This is a genomic window from Klebsiella planticola ATCC 33531, from assembly GCF_000735435.1.
In the GTDB taxonomy this organism is placed as follows: domain Bacteria; phylum Pseudomonadota; class Gammaproteobacteria; order Enterobacterales; family Enterobacteriaceae; genus Klebsiella; species Klebsiella planticola.
Map to the genome: position 1 here is coordinate 31,087 of NZ_JMPP01000042.1, position 23,077 is coordinate 54,163.

The following is a 23,077-nucleotide window of genomic DNA, read 5'->3' on the forward strand; positions in this document are numbered from 1 at the left end:
AATCGCTCCTTACGCTTTCTCGATGTTGACCAGAAACGCTTTATACTCCGGCGTTTGCGAGTTGGAATCGCCGACGTTTGGCGTCAGGGTATTGGCGATATAGCCTTTCTGCGCCACCCCTTCAAAGCCCCAGTGCAGCGGGATCCCGACGGTTTCCACCTGCTGGCCGTGAACGTTGAGAGTCCGCAGACGGCGAGTCACCACCGCCACCGCGCGAATAAAGCCGCGCTGGCTGCTCACCGTCACCCGATCGCCGTTGGTAATGCCTTTCGCCTGCGCCAGACCTTCGCTGATTTCCACAAACTGTTCCGGCTGGGCGATGGCGTTAAGCCGCGCATGCTTGGTCCAGGTGTGGAAATGCTCGGTCAGACGATAGGTGGTGCCGACGTAAGGGAACCGATCTTTTTTCCCTAAGCGCAGGGCGTCGTCTTCATACAGACGCACCACCGGACTGGAGATCACGTTCGGGTGCAGCGGGTTGGTACCCAGCGGCGTTTCCATGGGCTCGTAATGTTCCGGGAACGGCCCTTCCGCCAGCTTATCGAGCGCAAACAGACGCCCCAGCCCTTCAGGCTGCATGATAAACGGCCCGGTGTTGCTGCCCGGCGCGGCGGTATTGAAGTCAGGGATATCGTTCCCCGTCCACTTGCTGCCGTTCCACTGGATCAGCATCCGCTTCGGATCCCACGGCTTGCCGTTAATATCCGCCGATGCCCGGTTGTACAGCACGCGTCGGTTCAGCGGCCACGCCCAGGCCCAGCCCAGCGTATTGCCCAGTCCTGACGGATCGGCGTTATCGCGGTTGGCCATCTGGTTACCCTGCTCCGTCCAGCTACCGGCGTAGATCCAGCAGGACGACGCAGTGGTGCCGTCATCACGCAACAGTGCGAAACTGCTCAGCAGCTGGCCTTTTTTCGCCAGCAGGACGCCGTTGCTGTCATAGAGATCCGCCAGCGCATAGCCGTTGTTCTCTTTCGCCACCTCTTCCGACTCCGGATGATCCGGCTGCCTGTAGCTCCAGCTCATCTTCAGCAGCGGTTCGGCACCTTTCCCGCCTTCACGGCGATACATCTCGCGCAGACGGTGGTAAATCCCGGCCAGAATTTCACCGTCGTTACGCGCTTCGCCCGGCGCATCCTGGCCTTTCCAGTGCCACTGCAGCCAGCGCCCGGAGTTAGCAATCGACCCGTCCTCTTCAGCAAAGCAGGTGGAGGGCAAACGGAACACTTCGGTCTGAATCGCCGCCGGGTCAACATCGTTCGACTCGCCGTGGTTTTGCCAGAAGGTCGAGGTTTCAGTCACCAGCGGGTCGATAACCACCATGTACTTCAGCTTGCTCAGGCTGCGGATCACCTTGTTTTTGTCCGGGAACGAGGCCACCGGGTTGAAGCCCTGGCAGATATAGCCCGTGACCTGTCCTTTATCCATCATGTTGAAATACTTGATGACGTCGTAAGACTGATCCCATTTCGGCAGCCAGTTAAAGCCCCAGTCGTTCTCTTTCTGCGCCGCATCGCCGTAAAACGCTTTCATCAGGCTGACCGCAAACTTCGGATAGTTGCTCCAGTAATTCACCTGATCCGCTCGCGTGGCTTTTGGCGTATTCGCCGCCAGCCAGCTGTGCAGATCGGTCTGTTTTTCAGACGGCAGCGTCAGATAGCCCGGCAGGCTGGTCGACAGCAGACCGAGGTCGGTTAAGCCCTGAATATTGGAGTGGCCGCGCAGGGCGTTGACGCCGCCGCCGGCCATCCCCATATTGCCAAGCAGTAGCTGGATCATCGCCATGGTGCGGATGTTCTGCGCGCCGACGGTATGCTGCGTCCAGCCCAATGCGTACAGGAAAGTGGTGGTCCGGTCCGCGGCGCTGGTGGAGGCCAGCACTTCGCACACTTTGAGGAAATCGGCTTTTGGCGTTCCGCAGATGTTCTCCACCACTTCCGGCGTATAGCGGGAGACGTGCTGCTTCAGCAGGTTCCATACGCAGCGCGGATGTTGTAGGGTCTCATCGCGCAGAGCGTAGCCGTTTTCGTCGAACTGATAGTTCCACGATGTTTTATCGTACTGCCGTTTTTCAGCGTCATAGCCGCTGAACAGGCCATCTTCGAAGGCAAAATCGTCGCGCACCAGCAGGTTGGCGTTAGTGTAGTGTTTAACGTACTCCGCGTTGATTTTGTTGTTTTCAATCAGGTACCGCAGCACGCCCGACAGGAAGGTAATGTCGGTACCGGAACGAATCGGCGCATAGATATCGGCGACCGAAGCCGTACGCGTAAAGCGCGGGTCAACGACGATAAGCAGAGCATCGTTGTTGTTTTTCGCCTCCATCGCCCAGCGGAATCCCACCGGATGGGCCTCAGCGGCATTGCCGCCCATCACCACCACCACGTTAGCGTTTTTGATATCAACCCAGTGGTTGGTCATCGCACCGCGACCAAATGTTGGAGCAAGACTTGCTACCGTTGGTCCGTGTCAGACGCGCGCCTGGTTATCCACTGCCAGCATGCCGAGCGAACGCACGAACTTCTGCGTCAGCATGCCGGTTTCATTACTTGCCGCCGAGGCGCACAGCATCCCGGTTGAAAGCCAGCGGTTAACCACGGTGCCCTGCTCGTTTTTCTCAATAAAGTTGGCATCACGGTCGGCTTTCATCAGTCTGGCGATACGGGTGAAGGCATCGTCCCAGGAGATGCGCTGCCATTTGTCAGAGCCCGGCGCGCGGTATTGCGGATAACGCAGACGATTCTCGCTGTGAACATAATCCAGCAGCCCCGCCCCTTTCGGGCATAACGCGCCCCGGCTGACCGGGTGATCGGGATCCCCTTCAATATGATAAATGGCTTCTTTCGCGTTCTTCGCGCCGTCGCCCAGGCTATACATTAATAGCCCGCAGCCCACGGAACAGTATGTGCAGGTGTTGCGGATCTCTTTGGCGCGCAATAATTTGTAATTACGCGCCTGAGCCAGCGCCATTTTGGGTGCGAAACCCAGTGCAGCAGCTGTTGTTCCGGCCATACCGCCTGCGCAGATTTTAAAAAACTTTCTGCGGCTGACGTCCATTGATTTTCTCCATGCAGGATGCGTGTTCATCGCGGGGGAAACTAACAGCAATGCCCCTTATTTTTTTGCGTCAAATCAATGTCGAAAACCATCGCCCCCTTAATAGTCAAGGTCAGCGGATTTCATTACTCCCTTTGTATTAAGCGCGAAGGAAAACAGGGGCCAGAAGGAATGAAAAAGTGTTATAAATCGTCTCTTGATGAATATCGGTGTCAGGTTTGACATGGAAAAGAAAAAAGCAACGTTGACCGGTCTGGCTGCCATTGTGCTGTGGAGCACGATGGTCGGATTAATTCGTGGCGTCAGTGAAGGGTTAGGTCCGGTCGGCGGCGCGGCAATGATCTATACGCTGAGTGGCTTATTACTGCTGGCCACCGTCGGGTTTCCCCGGCTGCGGCAAATGCCGCGCGCCTATCTGCTGGCCGGCAGTCTGCTGTTCGTCAGCTATGAAATTTGTCTGGCGCTGTCGCTGGGCTTTGCCGGGAGTCGCCAGCAGGCGATTGAAGTCGGGATGGTCAATTATCTGTGGCCCAGCCTGACGATTCTCTTTGCCATTCTCTTTAATGGTCAGAAAACCAGCTGGCTGGTCATTCCCGGCTTATTTCTCGCGCTGCTTGGCGTCACCTGGGTATTAGGCGGTGAGCATGGCCTGAATATCGATGAAATTACCCGCAACGTCGTCTCCAGCCCGCTGAGCTATATTCTGGCCTTTGTCGGCGCATTTATCTGGGCGACCTATTGCACGGTCACCGCAAAATATGCGCGCGGCAAAAACGGCATCACCCTGTTTGTTTTATTAACCGCTCTGACCCTGTGGCTGAAGTTTATGCTCAGCGATCAACCGCCGATGATTTTCAGCTGGCCGGTGGTCATTAAGCTGGTGATGTGCGCGGTGGCGCTGGGGTTTGGCTATGCGGCCTGGAACGTGGGGATTCTCCACGGTAACGTCAGCCTGCTGGCGGCCGCCTCTTACTTTACCCCGGTGCTCTCTTCGGCGCTGGCGGCGGTGTTGCTCAGCGCGGTCCTCTCCTGGCCATTCTGGCAGGGCGCCGGCATGGTTTGCGCCGGCTCCCTGCTCTGCTGGTATGCCACCCGACGTTAGCCGAGGTCGCCACCGGCCACCGGCAGCGTAACGCCGGTGATATAGCTTGCTTCATCGCTGGCGAGAAACAGGATCGCGTTCGCCTGTTCCGCCAGCGTGCCGTAGCGATGCATCAGGCTGCTCTCCACGGTTTGCGCGACCACCTGCTGATACCACGCCTGCTCCTGCGCCGTGGGCGTTTCATGATTCCGTGGGGTTAAGCGCGCCGGCGCCTCGGTTCCGCCCGGCGCCACGGCGTTGATGCGAATCCCGCTGCCGCTGTACTCCATGGCAATCGAACGGGTCAGCGCGTTGACCCCGCCCTTCGCCGCCGAGTAGGGCACCCGGTTAATCCCCGCAGTGGCGACGGACGAGACGTTAACGATGCTGCCCTTGCCCTGTTTGAGCATCCACGGTAGCGCCGCGCGGCAGCCCCATAGCGTCGGAAACAGCGAACGACGAATCTCTTTTTCAATCTGATCCGGCTGATATTCGGCAAACGGGCGCGCCCAGATCGTCCCACCGATGTTATTAATCACCACGTCCAGTCGGCCAAAATGGGCGACCCCGGCGGCAAAAGCCTGCTCGGTGCTCTCCCACTGTTCGAGGTCCGCCTCCAGCGCCAGCACCTCGCTGCCCCCCTCGGCCAGCGTCGCCGCCAGCTCATGGACATAGCGCGAACGGTCGATCAGCAGCAAACGGGCGCCTTCGCGGGCGGCTTGTTCTGCCGTCTGACGGCCAATACCCTGGGCGGCGCCGGTAATGGCCACCACTTGATGTTGAAAACGCATCGCTCCTCCTTATGCCGCCGCACTCTGGCTGGCGAGAAATTTTTCGTACCAGAAACCTGCCGGGTTAATTCCCCGCTCGCGAAGCGCGCCGGAGACCGCGTTGACCATCGGCGGTGGGCCGCACAGATAGATGTCGACATCGCCATTGTTAAGCATCACCTCATTAAGATGCCCGGTGACAAACCCGCGCTGCGGGCAGGCGCTCTGTTCATCGGCGACCACCGGCAGCCAGCGATAGTCGGAAAGCTGGCCGACAAACGCATCCAGCGCCTCGGTTTTCACTAGATCGCCATCGCGGGTGACGCCGTAGAGCAGCGTGATCGGCCGGGTGCTGCCCTGCCGGGCAAGGGTGTGCAGCATCGACAGCAGCGGCGCCAGCCCGGTTCCGCCCGCCAGCATCAGCAGCGGGCGTTCCCCGTTGCGCAGGTAGAAGCTGCCCATCGGGCCGCTGAGGGTGAGACGATCGCCCGGCGCCGCCTGGCGTGTCAGCCATTGGCTCATTACCCCGCCGGGCACGTTGCGGATCAGAAACCGGCCTTCGCGCTCGCCCGGAAGCGAGCTGAAAGAGTAAGCGCGCACCTGCGGCGTGCCCGGGACCTGAATGTTGATGTATTGTCCTGGCAGAAAAGCCAGCGGCTCATCCAGCTGGAGCACCAGCTCAATGGCGCTCTCCGACAGGTGATTCACCTGCATCACCGCCGCACCGGTGCTGGCCAGCGCGGTTTTGCACTGCGCCGCAGCAACCGGGACGTCAATCACGCAATCGCTGGTCGGGATCATCTGACAGGTCAGCACCTGACGGGCATCGGCCTCTTCTTCGCTCAACGCCTCCTCCAGATACTCTTCCCCCATGCCATAGTCGCCGCTGGCGCAATGGCATTTGCAGGTCCCGCAGACGCCGTCCGAGCAATCCATCGGCAGGTTGACCTTCTGTCGGTAGGCGGCGTCCAGCACTTTTTCTCCCGCATTGCACTGGATAAAACGGGTAATACCATCCTCAAAATTGAGTGCGATAGTAAACATATCCACCTCTTAAATATGGTAAACGTCGATCACCTGACGGATATAATCGTTATTCAGGCGCACCGTTTTACGCAGGATCTGCGGCTTGCCGTCGCAGGCCGTCAAGGTGACGCAAGTCGAGCCAAACCACGCATCGGTGTGCTGATAACGGTGGTTGTAAGTCACCCAGTTGTAGCGCACCTCCACCCCCTGCTCATTTTCGCCAAGCAGCTCAACGTTGCTAATCATGTGGGTGGTGCGCGGCTCCGGCGTACTGGCGCCAGAACGTTCCGTTTTGATGCGGTAGACGCGGTCTTCCAGTCCCTCGCGGTTGGGGTAATAGATCAGCGATATTTCGCGCTGCGGATCGCGGGTCAGCTTGTCGTCATCGCCCCATGCCGGCATCCAGAACACCACTTTGGGGCTGTAGCACGTCAGCCACTCATCCCACTGGCGGTCGTCCAGCAGGCGGGCTTCGTAATAGAGAAACTGGCGAACCTGCTCAAGCGTCAGCATCACACCACCTCCACGCGTTGGGTTATGGACTGTTCATAGCGCAGCTGCTCTTTTTCCAGCGCGGCCAGCATGACCTTTTGCCAGTGATGGTGATGGGCGATGTACAGCGCTTCATCCTCCGATTTCACCCCGCTAAGCAGCGGCGTAAATCCGCCATGCCGCGCGTGCTCATCCGGACCATCAACCCAATGCAGCGCGCCGCGACTGAGATCGCTCCACGCCAGGTTCTCGCCGAGATAGCCGCGCTGACAGGCGCTGAACTCTTCCAGATCGTCCGGCGTTCCCATGCCGCTGACGTTAAAGAAATCCTCGTACTGACGAATGCGCAGCGCGCGGGCCTGGTCCGGCTCACCTTTCGGGGCAAAGCACCAGATAGTGACTTCGGTTTTATCTACTGCGAGCGGGCGAATGACGCGGATCTGCGTGGAAAACTGGTCCATCAAATAGACGTTGGGATAGAGACAAAGATTGCGCGTTTCATTGACCATCTGGTCGGCGCGCAGCTCGCCAAACTCGGCCTGTAAGCGGGTCTGATGGGCGAAAACCGGGCGCACTTCCGGGTTCAGCGCCCGGGTCCACAGCAGCATATGGCCGTTTTCGAAACCGTAACCGCCGCCGAGACTTTTCGACCAACCGTTGGCATCGACGGAATGCGTCCCTTCGGCTTCGTAGTTGCGGCGCGACATCGTGGAAGCGTAGTTCCAGTGCACCACGCTGACGTGATAGCCGTCGGCGCCGTTTTCCGCGCCCAGCTTCCAGTTGCCCTCGTAGACATAGCTGGAGGAGCCTTTCAACACTTCCAGCCCTTCCGGCGCCTGATCGACCATCAGATCGATAATCTTGCAGGTTTCGCCGAGATAGGTTTCCAGCGGCTGCACGTCCTCATTGAGGCTGCCGAATAAGAAGCCGCGATAAGAGGCAAAGCGCGGCAGTTTTTTCAGGTCGTGCGACCCTTCATGTTTAAAGGTCTCCGGATATCCGCCGGTACTTTCATCTTTGGCTTTCAGTAATTTACCGTTGTTACCGAAGGTCCAGCCGTGGAACGGACAGGTAAACGAGTTTTTATTGCCGGTTTTACGCCGGCAGAGCATGGCGCCGCGATGGGCGCAGCTGTTAATTAACGCGTGCAAGGCATGTTTTTTATCGCGGGTGATAATAACCGGCTGACGCCCCAGGGTTAGGGTGAAATAATCGCCGGGCTCAGGAATCTGACTTTCATGGGCGAGGAATACCCAGTTCCCTTCAAATATATGCTTAATCTCAAATTCAAATAACTGAGCATCGGTAAAAATCGAACGATGGCAGCGGTAAATATGTTTTTGCCGATCAACAATTAATGCATTGCTGATTTTATCTTTTAATAGCGAGAGTGTTTTTTGCATGAGCTTAGCCCTCCTGCAGAATTCAGGAATTAATGAAATCAGAGAGAATAATCAATTCGGCAATATCCCCGGCCGCGCGTGGCAGGCCGGGTAACAGCATGGCTCACCGCCCCGGGCGCACCGGCCCGGGAGGTGCGCCGATCATGACTCTTGCGCGCGCAGGCGGGAAATACGCTGTTCTTCTTCGGCGTTCAGGGCCGTGCACAAAGTAAAGTCGAAGCGAACTTCGGTGTGTTCGCCGTCAAGCTTACGCTGCTGAATCAGTTCCCGATCGGTGATTTTAACCGGGTCGGCAATCAGGCCATCGCGGGTCGCGAAGGCAAAGTCATCCCACAGATACTTATCGCCGTTAAGGTTAATCTGGCTGGTTAAGTGCTTGTGGCCCGGCGCGGAGACAAAGAAGTGAATATGTGCCGGACGATTGCCGTGACGACCCAACTGGTTAAGCAGCTTTTGGGTCGGGCCATCCGGCGGGCAGCCGTAGCCAGAAGGCATGATGCTACGCACGCTGTAGCGGCCATCTGCGCCGGTGCGGATGCGGCGTCGCAGGTTATAGTCGCTCTGACTCCGATCGAAGAACGAGTAGTTCCCCAGGGTGTTGGCATGCCAGATATCAACAATCGCATTGGCAACCGGACGGCCCTGGGTATCGCAAACCTGGCCGTGCAGCCACATCACCTCGCCGGCGTCACGACCGTCATCCATCCGCGCATACCCCTCTGCAAGCGGCGCATTGGCGACATACAGCGGCCCTTCAATGGTGCGCGGCGTGCCGGTTTCGCGATGCTGCGCGGCATCGATCGCATCCTGACGCAGATCGAGGAAGTGTTCCAGCCCGAGACCTGCTGCCAGCAGCGCCGCTTCCTGACGCCCGCCCAGTTCATGCAGATAGTTCACCGCATGCCAGAACTCTTCCTCGGTAATATTATAATCGTCGATCAGGGTGCACATATTTTCCAGTAAACGATGCACAATGGCTTTAAAGCGTTCATTACCGCCGGGAACATTTAACCCGGCACTTTCACGTAATAATTTCTGCACGGCTTCTTGTTGTACGAAAGAATTTTTCATTGTGATTCTCACTTATTGCTTGCAGGTGGCTTGTAGGGTTAACGCCGGAATATCCGGCGCGAGGTTTCTTATTATTTTTAGCTATCGTCTTCACGAATCGAGGAGGGATGACGACACAAGGCCTCGACGCGGATTTCCATAAACGGGTATAACGGCAGAGCCATTAATATCTGGTGCAACTGGTCGGCATCACGCACATCAAAAATACTGACATTGGCGTACAATCCGGCGACGCGCCAGATATGTCGCCAGGTGCCTTCACGCTGTAATTGCTGCGAATAGGCTTTTTCTCGTTGTTTAATATCCTCAAGCTCGTCGGCGGGATATCCCAGCGGGATCTTGACGGTCATATCCACTTTAAACAGCATATTTTTCTCCTGTCATGTCCTACGCTTTACGGGCATAGAACTGCAATTTATCTTCATCGAGTTCGACACCTAAACCCGGGGTCTGCGGCAGGACCACGCTGCCGTTAGCGAACGTTAGCGGTACGCTGACGATGTCATCTTTGAGCAGCAGCGGGCCAAACATTTCGCTGCCCCATTGCAGCGGCAGCGTCGACCAGGCGTGCAGCGATGCGACGGTGCCCACGGTCCCTTCCAGCATGGTGCCGCCATACAATCCGATGCCGGCCGCCTGCGCGACGTGCGCCAGGGCTAAAACGCTGGCCGGACCGCCCGCTTTGGCAATTTTCAAGGCAAAGGCGCCGCTGAAGCCTTGCTGCGCCAGGCGATAGCCATCGAAGTACGTCGCCACCGCTTCATCCGCCAGAATCGCGGTTTCAATGTGATGGCTGAGGCGAACCAGCGCCGCGTTGTCCTGCGCGCTGACCGGTTGTTCAATTAAGTCGATGCCCATCGCCGCCAGTTCACGACATCCTTTAGCCGCCGCGGTGGCGTCCCAGGCCTGGTTGACATCGACACGAATGCTCGCCCGATCGCCCAGCGCTTCGACAATCGCCCGGGTGTGGCGTAAATCGCTAGCCAGTTCGCTGGCGCCAATTTTCAACTTAAATGCCTGATGGCGACCTTCGGCCAGCAGCCTTTCCCCTTCGGCGATGTCCTTGTGGGTATCCCCGCTCGCCAGAGTCCACAGCACCGGCAGCGAGGTCTGCAGCGCGCCGCCAAGCAGCGCCGAAACCGGTAGCCCCAGCGCCTTGCCCTGCGCATCCAACAGCGCGGTTTCAATCGCGGATTTGGCGAAGGTGTTACCTTTGATGGCGCTGTTGATACGCTGCGTCAGCGCATTGAGGTTATCGGCGGGCTGCCCTTTGAGCAGCGGCGTCAGGTAATGGTTAATGGCGCTGGAGATAGCTTCCGGACTCTCGACGCCATAGCTCAGCCCGCCGATGGTGGTCGCCTCGCCGATACCGCAAATACCGTCAGAGCGCGTAATGCGGACAATCACCAGCGTCTGGCAGCCCATGGTTGTCATTGAGAGTTTGTGCGGGCGGATGGTCGGGACGTCAACCAGCCAGCTTTCAATGCGTTCTACGGTCGCGGTCATGTTTTCTTCCTGATCGTTAAATTCATAACTTTTTGTGACGCCAACCATAACGAGGGGTGACGATGACTTTGACAATAGGGGGGAGCCGGTGAAATGGTCAACGGCGATAATCGAAATGTTGTGCGATTATCGACGCGCTTGTTAAAATGAGGTTAATAGTGTGATCCGGGTGGTAAAACAGGCACATTCCGTCGCCGCCCTTTTTCCCCACGGTATAGTGGTATCCCGTGAGCTTTTGTTTTCGAATGGAGAGGAATTCAATGAGCGCGACACCACCAACCCCCCTCAGCGCCAGGCAGGCCGAACACGACCCGAACTTCATGCTGTCGCTGGCGCGCGGGCTGGAGGTTCTCAACGCCTTTACTCCCCAGCGCCAGCGGCTGACTATCTCGCAGCTCAGCCAGAAAACGCAGATTTCTCGCGCCGCCGTCCGCCGCTGCCTGTATACCCTGGCCGCGCTCGGCATGGTGCACAGCCCTGACGGACGCTGCTATGAACTGCTGCCGCGAGTGTTGGCCGTCGGCCACGCCTACCTGGCCGGGACGCCGCTGGCGAAAGTGGCCCAGACCGCGCTGGATAACCTCGGTAAGAGCCTCGGCGAGTCCTGCTCCGCCGCCACCCTCGATGGCGATAACGTGCTCTATATCGCCAGAGCCGCAGTCAACAATCTGCTGAGCGTCGACATCGGTCGCGGCAGCCGTCTCCCCGCATGGGCGACCTCAATGGGCCGCGTACTGCTTAGCGCCCTGCCGGAAGATCAGCTTGACGTGACATTGTCACGCGCAAATTTAATTCGCTATACCCCGCATACGCTGTGTGATCTAGCGGGATTGCGGGAGGAAATAGCCAGAGTACGTATGCAGGGATATGCCATCGCCGATCGGCAAATTGAGGTGGGATTATGTTCGCTGGCGGTACCGCTGCTGTCACGCAGCGGCCAGGTGGTAGCGGCGCTCAACATCGGCGTGCCCGCCAGCGCCATGAGCGCCGTCGCGCTGAGAGAGAAAGCGCTGGCCCCGCTGCGACGGGCGGCCATGGAGCTTTCTCTCCAGCTGTAGGGCTAGTTCATTTTCGGCGCCTGCGCCAGACTGCGCCAGATCCCGGCGGCCAGCAACAGTAGCAGCACCCCGGCGGTGGCCAGCACGATACTGTGGGCGCTGATAAATGCGGTTTTCGCCGCTGCAATCAGCGAATGCGCCGGAACAGCAGGCAGCGATTGCGCCAGGGCGATCGCTTCGCTGATGGACGACGAGGCCTGCGCTGCGACCTGACCGTCCATCCCGCCAGGCAGCACAATCGATGAGCTGTAGCTGCGGGTCAGAATCAGGCCGAACAGCGCGATCCCCAGACCGGCCCCCAGCTCGTAGGCCATCGTTTCAATGGCGCCGGCCGCCGCCGCTTTCTCTTTCGGCGCTGCCGCCATAATGGCGGCGCCGGAAGCCAACAACGCGCTGGCGACGCTGAAGCCTAAAAGAGTCATCAATCCCCACGCCAGCCACTGCTGGGAGCTGAAGTCAGTCATCGACAGGCCGAGGAAACTGAGCGCGCTCAGCAGCATACCGCCAGTTGCGACCTGCCGCAGGCCCAGGCGGGAAACCATCACCCCGGCAACAGGTCCGCTAAATCCGCTCGCCAGCATCAGTGGCAGCATAAACAGCCCGGCTTCAAACGGCGTTTTGCCATGGACGAACTGTAGCTCCTGCGCCATCAGTAGCTCAAAGCCCACCAGGGTGATCAGTGCGGTCATCGCCATCATCACGCCGCTTAAGATAATGCGATGCGTAAACAGGCGCATATCGACCATCGGGGTCGCGGCGGAAAGCTGCTGACGAACAAAGCGCACCAGCAGCGCCAGGCCCACCAGCGCGATCAATCCGGTCATCCATAATGCCATCTGCCCTTTTAGCGCCGATTTTGCGCTGAACACCAGCATCAGGATCGCCACAATAAGCATCAATGCCTGGGTCAGATTAAGCGGTTGTTCGCGGCGCGCCGGCTGGCGCGGTACCATCCGGGCGCTGAAGGCGATAACCGCCAGCACGATGGGCACGTTGATCAGGAACACCGATCCCCAGTAAAAATGTTCCAGCAGGATGCCGCCTACCAACGGGCCGAAAGCGGCGCCGCCAGAGCCAATCGCCGCCCACAGACCAAGCGCCATGTTGCGGTGCCGCGCCTGCGAAAAAGTGTTACGGATGCCGGCAAGCGTCGCCGGGACGATCATCGCCGCACCAATGGCCAGCAGCGCGCGGGAGGCGATCAGCGCCAGCGCAGTGGGTGAAAATGCCGCCGCCAGCGACGAAACGCCGAAAATAGCGCTGCCGAGCAGCAACAACCGTTTAAAGCCAATTTTATCGCCGAGCGCCCCCATCGGCAGCACCATGCCGGCCATGACTAATGAATAAATATCAATGATCCACAGCAGCTCGTTGCTGCTGGTCCCCAACGACATACTAAGCGTTGGCGCGGCGACATGCAGCACCGTGGCATCAATCGCCACCGGTAAATACACCAACAAAATCGCCACCAGCGTTAACCATTGCCGAGACATACTTTTTTTCCTCAACTTTACAAATTGGACACGTGTCCAGGATTGCGATCCTGCCGGATTGTTGAACAACTGTCCAACTTTTTGTTACTATCGAGGAAAACCACGGCTCAGCGGGGAAATATGCACTACTTAAATCGGGAAGCTCGTCGGGAGGTGATCATGCTGGCGGCGATGCGCGTCGCGCTGCAGGGTGGCTTAGGTGCCATGACCGTCCGGCAAATCGCCGCCGAAGCCGGAGTCTCTACCGGGCAACTGCATCACCATTTCACCTCTATCGGCGAACTTAAGGCCCAGGCCTTCGTTCGGTTAATTCGTGAGATGCTGGATATCCAGCTGGTAGCGGAAGACGCCAGCTGGCGCGAGCGTCTGTTTTCCATGCTCGGCAGCGAAGATGGCCGCCTGGATCCCTATATCCGTCTGTGGCGCGAGGGGCAACTGCTCTGCGGGAGCGATAGCGACATCAAAGAGGCCTACCTGCTCACCATGTCGATGTGGCACGAAGAGACGGTCAATATTATTCGTCTCGGTAGCGCAAGCGGTGAATTTCATCCCGCTGACAGCGCGGAGAATATCGCCTGGCGTTTAATTGCCTTGGTCTGCGGACTGGATGGGATTTATGCGCTGGGAATGGAAGCGATCGACGACAGCGCATTTACACGCTATATAAATCATTATATATCGTTAGAGCTGCTATGCCCGCCAACCATTTAGCCCCCAGACCTTCAGTTGTCCCGGGACGGCATGGTCTGTCGGCCCGACAGAACCTGTCGCCGCTGCCAGCAGGGGCACATTTTGAATCACATTTCATTTACATTTAGTAACAAATAATAAACTCCTATTCCGTGCACGCTTTCCTGAAGCGTTTTTTTTTATCTATTCTTCAAACACTACAATAATTAATTCGGCCAGCCTTGATCGCCTCTTCTGCTTAATTTGCGGTGTTGTCATCTTTAAATTTTCTTTGGTTACTGGGCACGCGAGGGCACTATGTCAAGAGAAAGTGAGAAAGATAATCATTACCTTTTAAAAGGATGGCGCCCGGAAAATCCGGCATTCTGGGAAAATAAAGGCAAAGCCATTGCGCGAAGAAATCTTATTATTTCAGTGAGTTGTTTACTTCTCGCCTTCTGCGTATGGATGTTATTCAGCGCGGTTGCGGTTAATCTCAATAAAGTCGGCTTTAATTTCACCACTGACCAGCTTTTTTTATTAACCGCGCTTCCTTCGCTGTCCGGGGCAATATTACGCGTACCCTATTCTTTTATGGTTCCTATATTTGGCGGACGCTACTGGACGGTGATCAGTACCGTTATTTTAGTGGTGCCCTGTCTGTGGCTTGGGATCGCGGTGCAAAACCCGGCAACCCCATTCTGGATATTTATTCTTATCGCTCTGCTGTGTGGGTTTGCCGGGGCTAACTTTGCCTCCAGCATGGGCAACATCAGCTTTTTCTACCCGAAAGCGAAGCAAGGCAGCGCCCTCGGCGTGAACGGCGGCCTGGGCAACCTCGGCGTCAGCGTGATGCAGCTGCTCTCGCCGGTAGTGATCTTCGTGCCGATCTTCACTTTTGTTGGCGTTCGCGGCGTCGACCAAGCGGACGGCGCGACTCTGTGGCTCGGCAACTCGCCGCTAATCTGGGTGCCGCTGCTGCTCGCCGCTACCGTGGCGGCGTGGTTCGGGATGAACGATATCGCCGGCGCCAAAACCTCCATTCGCGATCAGCTCCCGGTGTTGAAACGCCCGCATATGTGGCTGCTGAGCCTGCTTTATCTCGCCACCTTCGGCTCGTTCATCGGTTTTTCCGCCGGCTTCGCGATGCTGGCCAAAACGCAGTTTCCGGAGGTGAATATCCTGAAGCTGGCCTTCTTTGGCCCGTTTATCGGCGCCCTGGCGCGATCCTTCGGCGGCATCATTTCCGACCGTCTGGGCGGCGTCAACGTCACCCTGGTGAACTTCATTCTGATGGCGCTGTTTACCGGCCTGCTGTTCCTCACCCTGCCCGGCTCCGGTTCCGGGAGTTTCCTCGCATTTTACGTGGTGTTTATGGGGCTGTTCCTCACCGCGGGTCTTGGCAGCGGCTCCACGTTCCAGATGATCGCCGTGATCTTTCGCCAGATAACCCTCGATAGCGTCAAGAAACGCGGCGGCAGCGATGAACAGGCCCAGCACGAAGCGGTCACCGATACCGCCGCCGCGCTCGGGTTTATCTCCGCCATTGGCGCCGTCGGGGGGTTCTTCATCCCAAAAGCCTTTGGCACCTCGTTAGCCATGACCGGCTCCCCGGTCGGCGCCATGAAGGTTTTCTTTGTCTTTTATGTCGTTTGCGTACTGGTGACCTGGCTGGTCTATGGTCGTCGTAAACCGGCAAAAAAATAACGGCATATTTGTCGGATGGCGGCTGACGCCTTTATCCGGCCTACGGGATCGTGCGGTCTTGCGGGCCGGATAAGGTGCAAACGCGTCGCTTCCGGTAAGGGCTTGATGCCGGACATTATCGGAGCAGGAGAAACGTCATGAGTAAACTACTGGATCGCTTTCGCTACTTTAAGCAGAAACGCGAGACCTTTGCCAACGGCCACGGTCAGGTCCTGGATACCAATCGTGACTGGGAAGATAGCTACCGTCAGCGCTGGCAGTTCGACAAAATCGTCCGTTCCACGCACGGAGTAAACTGTACGGGCTCATGCAGCTGGAAAATTTACGTCAAAAACGGTCTGGTCACCTGGGAAACCCAGCAGACGGACTATCCGCGCACCCGCCCGGATCTGCCCAACCACGAACCGCGCGGCTGCCCGCGCGGCGCCAGCTACTCCTGGTATCTCTACAGCGCTAATCGACTCAAATACCCGCTGGCGCGTAAACGGCTGATTGAGCTATGGCGCGCGGCGCTGGACCGCCATCCCGACCCGGTCGATGCCTGGAACAGCATCATGGAAGATCCGCAGCAGTGCCTCAGCTACAAGCAGATGCGCGGCAAAGGCGGGTTTATTCGCTCGACCTGGAAAGAGCTGAACCAGCTGATTGCCGCCGCCAACGTCTGGACCATCAAGCATTATGGCCCGGACCGCATTGTCGGCTTCTCGCCGATCCCGGCGATGTCGATGGTCTCTTATGCCGCCGGCACCCGCTACCTGTCGCTGATCGGCGGTACCTGCCTGAGCTTCTACGACTGGTATTGCGACCTCCCCCCCGCCTCGCCGATGACCTGGGGCGAACAGACCGACGTGCCGGAATCCGCCGACTGGTATAACTCCAGCTACATTATCGCCTGGGGCTCTAACGTTCCGCAGACCCGAACGCCTGACGCCCACTTTTTTACCGAGGTGCGCTATAAAGGCACCAAAACCATTGCCATTACGCCGGACTATTCGGAAGTGGCGAAACTGTGCGATCAGTGGCTGGCGCCGAAACAGGGTACCGACAGCGCGCTGGCCATGGCGATGGGCCATGTCATCTTAAAACGCTTCCACCTCGATAATCCGAGCGATTATTTCCTCAACTACTGCCGCCACTACACCGACATGCCGATGCTGGTGTTGCTCGACGATCGCGACGACGGTACCACCGTCCCCGGACGAATGGTGCGCGCTTCGGACCTGCTGGACGGACTGGGCGAGAGCAACAATCCGCAGTGGAAAACGGTGGCCTTCAGCACCGCCGGTGAACTGGTCGCCCCCAATGGATCTATCGGTTTTCGCTGGGGCGAAAAAGGGAAATGGAACCTCGAACAGCGGGCCGCCGGGCAAGAGACCGAACTCACTCTTTCGTTGCTGGATCTCAAAGATGAGGTCGCCGCCGTAGGCTTCCCCTATTTTGGCGGCAATGAAAACCCGCATTTTCGTAGCGTGCCGCAGCAGCCGGTGCTGATTCATCGGCTGCCGGCCAAACGTCTGACCCTGGCCAGCGGCAAGAGCAGACTGGTGGTTAGCGTCTATGATCTGGTGCTGGCTAACTACGGCCTTGACCGGGGGCTCGACGATGAGAACGCCGCCGGTGATTTCAGCGAAGTGAAAGCCTACACCCCGGCCTGGGCGGAACAGATTACCGGCGTTCCCCGTCACCACATCGAGCAAATCGCCTGGGAGTTCGCCGATACCGCGCATAAAACCCACGGCCGCTCGATGATTATCCTCGGCGCCGGCGTCAACCACTGGTACCACATGGATATGAACTACCGGGGGATGATCAATATGCTGGTGTTCTGCGGCTGCGTCGGACAAAGCGGCGGCGGCTGGTCGCACTATGTCGGCCAGGAAAAACTGCGTCCGCAGACCGGTTGGCTGCCGCTGGCGTTTGCCACCGACTGGAGCCGCCCGCCGCGCCAGATGAACAGCACCTCTTATTTCTACAACCACTCCAGCCAGTGGCGCTATGAAAAGCTGACCGCCCAGGAGCTCCTCTCGCCGCTGGCGGACGCCAGTCGATATACCGGACACCTGATTGATTTCAACGTGCGCGCCGAGCGCATGGGCTGGCTGCCTTCCGCCCCGCAGCTCAGCGTCAATCCGCTGACCATTAAGCGGCAGGCCGATGCCGCCGGCCTCACACCCGCCGACTACACCGCGCAGGCGCTGAAATCCGGCGCCATCCGCTTTGCCTGCGAGCAACCGGATAACGGTAAAAACCACCCGCGGAATATGTTTATCTGGCGCTCCAACCTGCTGGGTTCCTCCGGCAAGGGGCATGAGTACATGCTCAAATATCTGCTGGGTACCGACAGCGGCATCCAGGGCGATGAACTGGGGGCGACGGACGAGGTTAAACCGGAAGAGGTCGAGTGGCAGACCGCGGCGATTGAAGGCAAGCTCGATCTGCTGGTGACCCTCGATTTCCGCATGTCGAGCACCTGCCTGTTTTCAGATATCGTTCTGCCGACCGCCACCTGGTATGAAAAAGACGATATGAACACCTCGGATATGCATCCGTTTATCCACCCGCTTTCCGCCGCCGTCGACCCGGCCTGGGAAGCCAAAAGCGACTGGGAAATCTATAAAGAGATCGCCAACGTCTTTTCAACGGTCTGCGTCGGCCACCTCGACGCGGAGACCGATGTGGTACTTCTGCCTTTGCAGCATGACTCTGCGGGTGAGCTGTCCCAGCCCTTCGATGTGGTTGACTGGCATAAGGGCGAGTGCGATCTGATTCCGGGGAAAACGGCCCCCACCATCGCGGTCGTCGAGCGCGATTACCCTGCCACCTACGAGCGCTTCACTTCCCTGGGCCCGCTGCTGGATAAGCTGGGCAACGGCAGTAAAGGCATCAGCTGGAAAACGCAGGATGAGGTCGATTTCCTCGGCAAACTCAATTACGTCAAGCCCGACGGCCCGGCAAAAGGCCGCCCGCGCATCGACAGCGCCATCGACGCCACGGAAGTGATCCTCAGCCTGGCGCCGGAAACCAACGGCCAGGTGGCGGTCAAGGCCTGGCAGGCGCTGGGAGAGTTTACCGGGCGCGATCACACCCATCTGGCCATCAACAAAGAAGATGAGAAGATTCGCTTTCGCGATATTCAGGCCCAGCCGCGTAAAATCATCTCCAGCCCGACCTGGTCCGGCCTGGAAAGCGAACATGTCTCCTACAATGCCGGCTACACCAATGTCCATGAACTGATCCCCTGGCGCACGCTCTCCGGCCGCCAGCAGCTGTATCAGGATCATCCGTGGATGCGCGCCTTCGGCGAAAGCCTGGTGGTCTACCGACCGCCGATTGATACTCGTAGCGTCAGCCATATGCATGAGATTCCGCCCAACGGCTTCCCGGAAAAGGCGCTCAATTTCCTCACCCCGCACCAGAAATGGGGGATTCACTCCACCTACAGCGAAAACCTGCTGATGCTGACCCTGTCGCGCGGCGGGCCGATCGTCTGGATCAGTGAAACCGACGCCAGAGAGCTGGGCATCGAAGACAATGACTGGATTGAGGCTTTTAACGCCAACGGTGCGCTCACCGCCCGGGCGGTGGTGAGCCAGCGCGTACCGCCCGGCATGACCATGATGTACCACGCGCAGGAGCGCATCATGAACATTCCCGGATCTGAAGTCACCGGCCGTCGCGGCGGCATTCATAACTCGGTGACCCGCATTTGCCCGAAACCCACCCATATGATTGGCGGCTATGCGCAGCTGGCCTACGGCTTTAACTATTACGGTACCGTCGGCTCCAACCGCGATGAGTTCATCATGATTCGTAAAATGAGCAACATTAACTGGCTGGATGACGAAGGTCGCGATCAGGTACAGGAGGCGAAAAAATGAAAATCCGCTCACAAGTTGGCATGGTGCTCAATCTCGACAAATGCATCGGCTGCCATACCTGCTCGGTCACCTGCAAGAACGTCTGGACCGGACGCGAAGGGATGGAATACGCCTGGTTTAACAATGTCGAAACCAAACCCGGTATCGGCTACCCGAAAAACTGGGAAGACCAGGAGGAGTGGCAAGGCGGCTGGATCCGCGGGATCACCGGTAAGCTGACGCCGCGCCTCGGCAACCGCGTTGGCGTATTGTCAAAAATCTTCGCCAACCCGCAGTTGCCGGGCATCGACGACTATTACGAACCCTTCACCTACGACTACCAGCATCTGCATACCGCGCCGGAGAGCCAGCATCTGCCTACCGCCCGCCCCCGTTCGCTGATCAGCGGTAAGCGGATGGACAAAATCAGCTGGGGCCCCAACTGGGAAGAGCTGCTCGGCGGCGAGTTTGAAAAGCGCGCCCGTGACCGCAACTTCGAAGCCATGCAGAAAGAGATGTACGGCCAGTTTGAAAATACCTTCATGATGTATCTGCCGCGCCTGTGCGAACACTGCCTTAACCCGAGCTGCGTCGCGACCTGCCCGAGCGGCGCTATCTATAAGCGCGAAGAGGATGGCATCGTACTGATCGATCAGGATAAATGCCGCGGCTGGCGCATGTGCATCAGCGGCTGTCCGTATAAAAAAATCTACTTCAACTGGAAAAGCGGCAAATCGGAGAAGTGCATTTTCTGCTATCCACGGATTGAATCCGGCCAGCCGACGGTCTGTTCGGAAACCTGCGTCGGACGCATTCGCTACCTCGGCGTGCTGCTGTATGACGCCGATCGGATTGAAGAAGCGGCCAGCACCGAACATGAAACCGACCTCTATGAGCGCCAGTGCGATGTGTTCCTCGATCCCCACGACCCGGCGGTGATTGAAGAGGCGTTGAAGCAAGGCATCCCGCATAACGTCATCGAGGCGGCGCAGAAATCGCCGGTCTATAAACTGGCGATGGACTGGAAGCTGGCGCTACCGCTGCACCCGGAGTATCGCACCCTGCCGATGGTCTGGTACGTCCCGCCGCTGTCGCCGATTCAGTCGGTCGCCGATGCGGGCGGCCTGCCGAATAATGGCAGCATCCTGCCCGCCGTCGAAAGCCTGCGCATTCCGGTCCAGTATCTGGCCAATCTGCTGAGCGCCGGCGATACCGGGCCGGTGCTGCGCGCGCTGAAACGGATGATGGCGATGCGCCACTACAAACGCTCACAAACCGTCGAAGGGGTGACCGACACCCGGGCTATCGAAGAGGTGGGCTTAAGCGTGGAGCAGGTCGAGGAGATGTACCGCTACCTGGCCATCGCTAACTATGAAGATCGCTTCGTGATCCCCACCAGCCATCGGGAAATGGCCGAAGATGCCTTCCCGGAACGCAACGGCTGCGGATTTACCTTCGGTGATGGTTGCCACGGGTCGGATAGCAAATTCAACCTGTTCAACAGCCAGCGCATCGATGCGATCAACATCGGGGAGAAAGAGTAATGCGGATCCTCAAAATCATCGGTCTGCTGCTGGAGTATCCGGATAGCCTGCTATGGGACAACCGTGAAGAGGCGCTGGAGTTGGTCCGTGCCGATGCGCCGGCGCTGCTGCCGTTTGTTGCATCGCTGCTGGCCGCCCCGCTGCTCGACCGCCAGGCCGAATGGTGCGAAGTGTTTGACCGCGGACGGGCCACCTCGCTGCTGCTGTTTGAACATGTTCACGCCGAATCCCGCGACCGCGGCCAGGCAATGGTCGAGCTCATGAATCAGTATGAGCAGGCCGGGCTGCACATCGACTGCCGGGAGCTGCCTGACCATTTACCGCTCTATCTGGAGTACCTCAGTAGCCTGCCGGCAGATGACGCCAGAGAAGGCCTGCACAACGTTGCCCCGATTCTGGCGCTGCTTGGCGGGCGCGTCAAACAGCGCCAGTGCCAATACTATCAGCTGTTTGACGCCCTGCTGGCGCTGGCCGGCAGCACGCTCAGCAGTGACAGTGTCACCAGACAGGTGGCGGGTGAACAGCGCGATGATACCCGCCAGGCGCTGGATGCGGTGTGGGAGGAAGAGCAGGTGAAGTTTATCGAAGATAACGCCACCGCCTGCGACAGCTCTCCGATGCAACATTATCAACGACGCTTTAGCCAGGACGTCGCGCCGCAGTACGTCGACGTCGGTGCCGGAGGCCCGAAATGATACAGTACCTGAACGTCTTTTTTTACGATATCTACCCCTATCTGTGCGGGACCGTGTTTCTCATCGGCAGTTGGCTACGCTACGACTACGGGCAGTATACGTGGCGCGCCTCCTCCAGCCAGATGCTCGACAAACGCGGCATGGTGCTGTGGTCGAATCTGTTCCATATCGGCATCCTGGGCATTTTTTTCGGCCACCTCTTCGGGATGCTGACCCCGCACTGGGTTTACTCCTGGTTCCTGCCGATGTCGCAAAAGCAGCTGATGGCGATGATTCTCGGCGGGATCTGCGGCGTACTGACGCTGGTGGGCGGCGCCGGGCTGCTGATTCGTCGGCTGACCAACCCGCGTATTCGCGCCAACTCATCGACGGCGGATATTTTGATTCTGAGCATTCTGCTGATTCAGTGCGCGCTGGGTCTGACGACGATCCCCTTCTCCGCTCAACATCCTGACGGCAGCGAAATGCTCAAGCTGGTGGACTGGGCCCAGGCGGTGGTCACCTTCCACGGCGGCGCCTCGGCGCATCTGGATGGCGTGGCGTTTATCTACCGCGTGCATCTGGTGCTGGGGATGACCATCTTCCTGATCTTCCCGTTCACTCGCCTGGTGCACGTCTGGAGCGCGCCGATAGAGTATCTGACCCGCCGCTACCAGCTGGTGAGATCCCGACGCTGAATGTTTTACCACTCGCTCTGTCAGCCCTTATAAGCTAACCAATCAGCCTCCGCGCCAGGAGGCTGATGCGTTTAAAACAGGCGGAAAAGAGTAACCCTGTAGTCGCTTCCCGCAATGACTTATACTGTTCCCGCGCGCGATCTCTTCTCTTGAAAAGCGCTGACTCAACCGGATGATACGGATGTGAGGGAATCATGGGTAAATACGTCATTTTTATCAGCAGCCGCGGCGGGAAAGCCGTACCAAAAGAGGCAGTGACATCCTCTTTGATTAAAGAGATGAAACGACAGGGGTTCAGAAAGCATCACGTTGCGGTAGAAGCTGAAAACGAAAAAGATGCCGTTAACGCGTTAAATAAATTTAATGACGATTATCTGACGGAGGTAAAGGAGTACACCGCAAGCGTTATATTTATGTGCCTGTGTGCAATTCTGATGTTCATCATTTATCTTTTTGCAAACAGATAGCAAATTTACGCCGCCAGGCGCCAAAAACAGCTTAACAGACCGGGTTCAGCGCTCAGCGGAATTATCCGTCGGCGGTATATGCAGCGCAAAACAGGCGGTAATGGTATGCAGCAGCAGTTTCGCCGGCCCGGTAAGCCGATGTTCATCGCCATATAACCCCACCCCGATGTCACCCGCCGCGGGCAATTTTGCGCAATCAACGACCTGCAGCGAAGCAGGCATGCCAATCGTGGTGCGTAGCGCCACCCCCAGTCCTGCGGATGCGGCGGCCCAGATACCGTTCAGGCTGCGGCTGGTAAAGGCAATCCGCCAGGGTATTCCGGCGTTGTCTAACGCCGCGGTGGCGGCGGTGCGCATGACGCACGGCGCTTCAAAAGCCAGCAGCGGCAGCGGCTGGTTTCTGTCGAGGTAACGGGCAGGATCGAACTCCGCCGCCGCGATCCACTGCAGCGGCAGTCTCCCCAGCAGATGATCAAAAACCGGTTGATCGCGCCCTTCCCAGCT

The 23,077-nt window shown here is 58.1% G+C and carries 18 protein-coding genes and 1 pseudogene; 9 read left to right on the top strand and 10 right to left on the bottom strand.

The genetic code is table 11. The annotated features are described in order from the left end of the window. Positions 1-9: 9 nt before the first annotated feature. A complete protein-coding gene (gene fdnG, locus GRPL_RS08230; protein ID WP_150341163.1) occupies positions 10-3,057 on the bottom strand; it encodes a formate dehydrogenase-N subunit alpha in 3,048 nt (1,015 codons plus the stop codon). Between the two features lie 223 nt (positions 3,058-3,280). Between fdnG and yddG the strand changes: the two genes are divergently transcribed. Continuing rightward, positions 3,281-4,159: an aromatic amino acid DMT transporter YddG gene (gene yddG / locus GRPL_RS08220; protein ID WP_032699929.1), complete on the top strand. Its 879-nt coding sequence runs from the start codon at positions 3,281-3,283 to the stop codon at positions 4,157-4,159. Here the strand turns inward: yddG and benD are convergent. The 7 genes from benD to GRPL_RS08185 all read right to left on the bottom strand — a co-directional run bounded on the left by benD (position 4,156) and on the right by GRPL_RS08185 (position 10,454). Continuing rightward, positions 4,156-4,929 (bottom strand): benzoate diol dehydrogenase BenD, encoded by a 774-nt coding sequence (gene benD, locus GRPL_RS08215; RefSeq protein ID WP_032687814.1) that lies wholly within the window; start codon positions 4,927-4,929, stop codon positions 4,156-4,158. The two genes, yddG and benD, sit on opposite strands and share 4 nt — an antisense overlap. A 9-nt stretch (positions 4,930-4,938) precedes the next feature. Next, positions 4,939-5,952 (bottom strand): benzoate 1,2-dioxygenase electron transfer component BenC, encoded by a 1,014-nt coding sequence (gene benC, locus GRPL_RS08210; RefSeq protein WP_032699917.1) that lies wholly within the window; start codon positions 5,950-5,952, stop codon positions 4,939-4,941. Positions 5,953-5,961: 9 nt separating this feature from the next. Next, complete coding sequence (gene benB / locus GRPL_RS08205; RefSeq protein ID WP_032687817.1) at positions 5,962-6,447, bottom strand: benzoate 1,2-dioxygenase small subunit; 486 nt, start codon at positions 6,445-6,447, stop codon at positions 5,962-5,964. Then, positions 6,447-7,829 (bottom strand): Rieske 2Fe-2S domain-containing protein, encoded by a 1,383-nt coding sequence (locus tag GRPL_RS08200; RefSeq protein WP_032699918.1) that lies wholly within the window; start codon positions 7,827-7,829, stop codon positions 6,447-6,449. The genes benB and GRPL_RS08200 overlap by 1 nt, the downstream gene beginning before the upstream one ends. A gap of 141 nt (positions 7,830-7,970) precedes the next feature. Continuing rightward, positions 7,971-8,900, bottom strand: coding sequence for a catechol 1,2-dioxygenase (gene catA / locus GRPL_RS08195; protein WP_032696249.1), 930 nt, complete (start codon positions 8,898-8,900; stop codon positions 7,971-7,973). Positions 8,901-8,977: 77 nt separating this feature from the next. Continuing rightward, on the bottom strand, positions 8,978-9,268 hold the full coding sequence (gene catC, locus GRPL_RS08190) for a muconolactone Delta-isomerase (protein ID WP_032687819.1): 291 nt from the start codon (positions 9,266-9,268) through the stop codon (positions 8,978-8,980). Positions 9,269-9,287: 19 nt separating this feature from the next. Further along, positions 9,288-10,454 carry a muconate cycloisomerase family protein gene (locus tag GRPL_RS08185; RefSeq protein WP_369804349.1) on the bottom strand — a complete coding sequence of 389 codons (1,167 nt, stop codon included), beginning with the start codon at positions 10,452-10,454 and terminating at the stop codon, positions 9,288-9,290. 112 nt (positions 10,455-10,566) lie between these two features. Between GRPL_RS08185 and GRPL_RS08180 the strand changes: the two are divergent. After that, positions 10,567-11,464, top strand: a pseudogene (locus tag GRPL_RS08180) (IclR family transcriptional regulator domain-containing protein). A gap of 2 nt (positions 11,465-11,466) precedes the next feature. Here the strand turns inward: GRPL_RS08180 and GRPL_RS08175 are convergent. Further along, positions 11,467-12,957: an MFS transporter gene (locus GRPL_RS08175; RefSeq protein WP_032699920.1), complete on the bottom strand. Its 1,491-nt coding sequence runs from the start codon at positions 12,955-12,957 to the stop codon at positions 11,467-11,469. Positions 12,958-13,077: 120 nt separating this feature from the next. Here GRPL_RS08175 and GRPL_RS08170 point away from each other — a divergent pair, with 120 nt between their 5' ends. The 7 genes from GRPL_RS08170 to GRPL_RS08140 all read left to right on the top strand — a co-directional run bounded on the left by GRPL_RS08170 (position 13,078) and on the right by GRPL_RS08140 (position 22,573). Next, on the top strand, positions 13,078-13,668 hold the full coding sequence (locus GRPL_RS08170; protein ID WP_032696252.1) for a TetR family transcriptional regulator: 591 nt from the start codon (positions 13,078-13,080) through the stop codon (positions 13,666-13,668). A 276-nt stretch (positions 13,669-13,944) separates the two neighbouring features. Next, positions 13,945-15,333 (top strand): NarK family nitrate/nitrite MFS transporter, encoded by a 1,389-nt coding sequence (locus GRPL_RS08165; protein WP_032687826.1) that lies wholly within the window; start codon positions 13,945-13,947, stop codon positions 15,331-15,333. A 137-nt stretch (positions 15,334-15,470) separates the two neighbouring features. Beyond that, the gene (locus GRPL_RS08160; protein ID WP_032699921.1) at positions 15,471-19,211 is read left to right on the top strand and encodes a nitrate reductase subunit alpha; all 3,741 of its coding nucleotides are present in this window, start codon (positions 15,471-15,473) and stop codon (positions 19,209-19,211) included. Beyond that, on the top strand, positions 19,208-20,734 hold the full coding sequence (gene narH / locus GRPL_RS08155) for a nitrate reductase subunit beta (RefSeq protein WP_032696255.1): 1,527 nt from the start codon (positions 19,208-19,210) through the stop codon (positions 20,732-20,734). The genes GRPL_RS08160 and narH overlap by 4 nt, the downstream gene beginning before the upstream one ends. Continuing rightward, positions 20,734-21,429, top strand: a complete 696-nt coding sequence (gene narW, locus GRPL_RS08150; protein WP_032687838.1) for a nitrate reductase molybdenum cofactor assembly chaperone — start codon at positions 20,734-20,736, stop codon at positions 21,427-21,429. The genes narH and narW overlap by 1 nt, the downstream gene beginning before the upstream one ends. Then, entirely contained in the window at positions 21,426-22,106 is a 681-nt protein-coding gene (gene narI / locus GRPL_RS08145; protein WP_032699923.1) for a respiratory nitrate reductase subunit gamma, read from the top strand. The genes narW and narI overlap by 4 nt, the downstream gene beginning before the upstream one ends. Before the next feature lie 194 nt (positions 22,107-22,300). Beyond that, complete coding sequence (locus tag GRPL_RS08140) at positions 22,301-22,573, top strand: hypothetical protein (protein WP_032699925.1); 273 nt, start codon at positions 22,301-22,303, stop codon at positions 22,571-22,573. Positions 22,574-22,618: 45 nt separating this feature from the next. Here GRPL_RS08140 and GRPL_RS08135 read toward each other — a convergent pair. After that, on the bottom strand, positions 22,619-23,077 hold a 459-nt coding region (locus GRPL_RS08135; protein WP_032699926.1), incomplete at its 5' end, for a LysR substrate-binding domain-containing protein.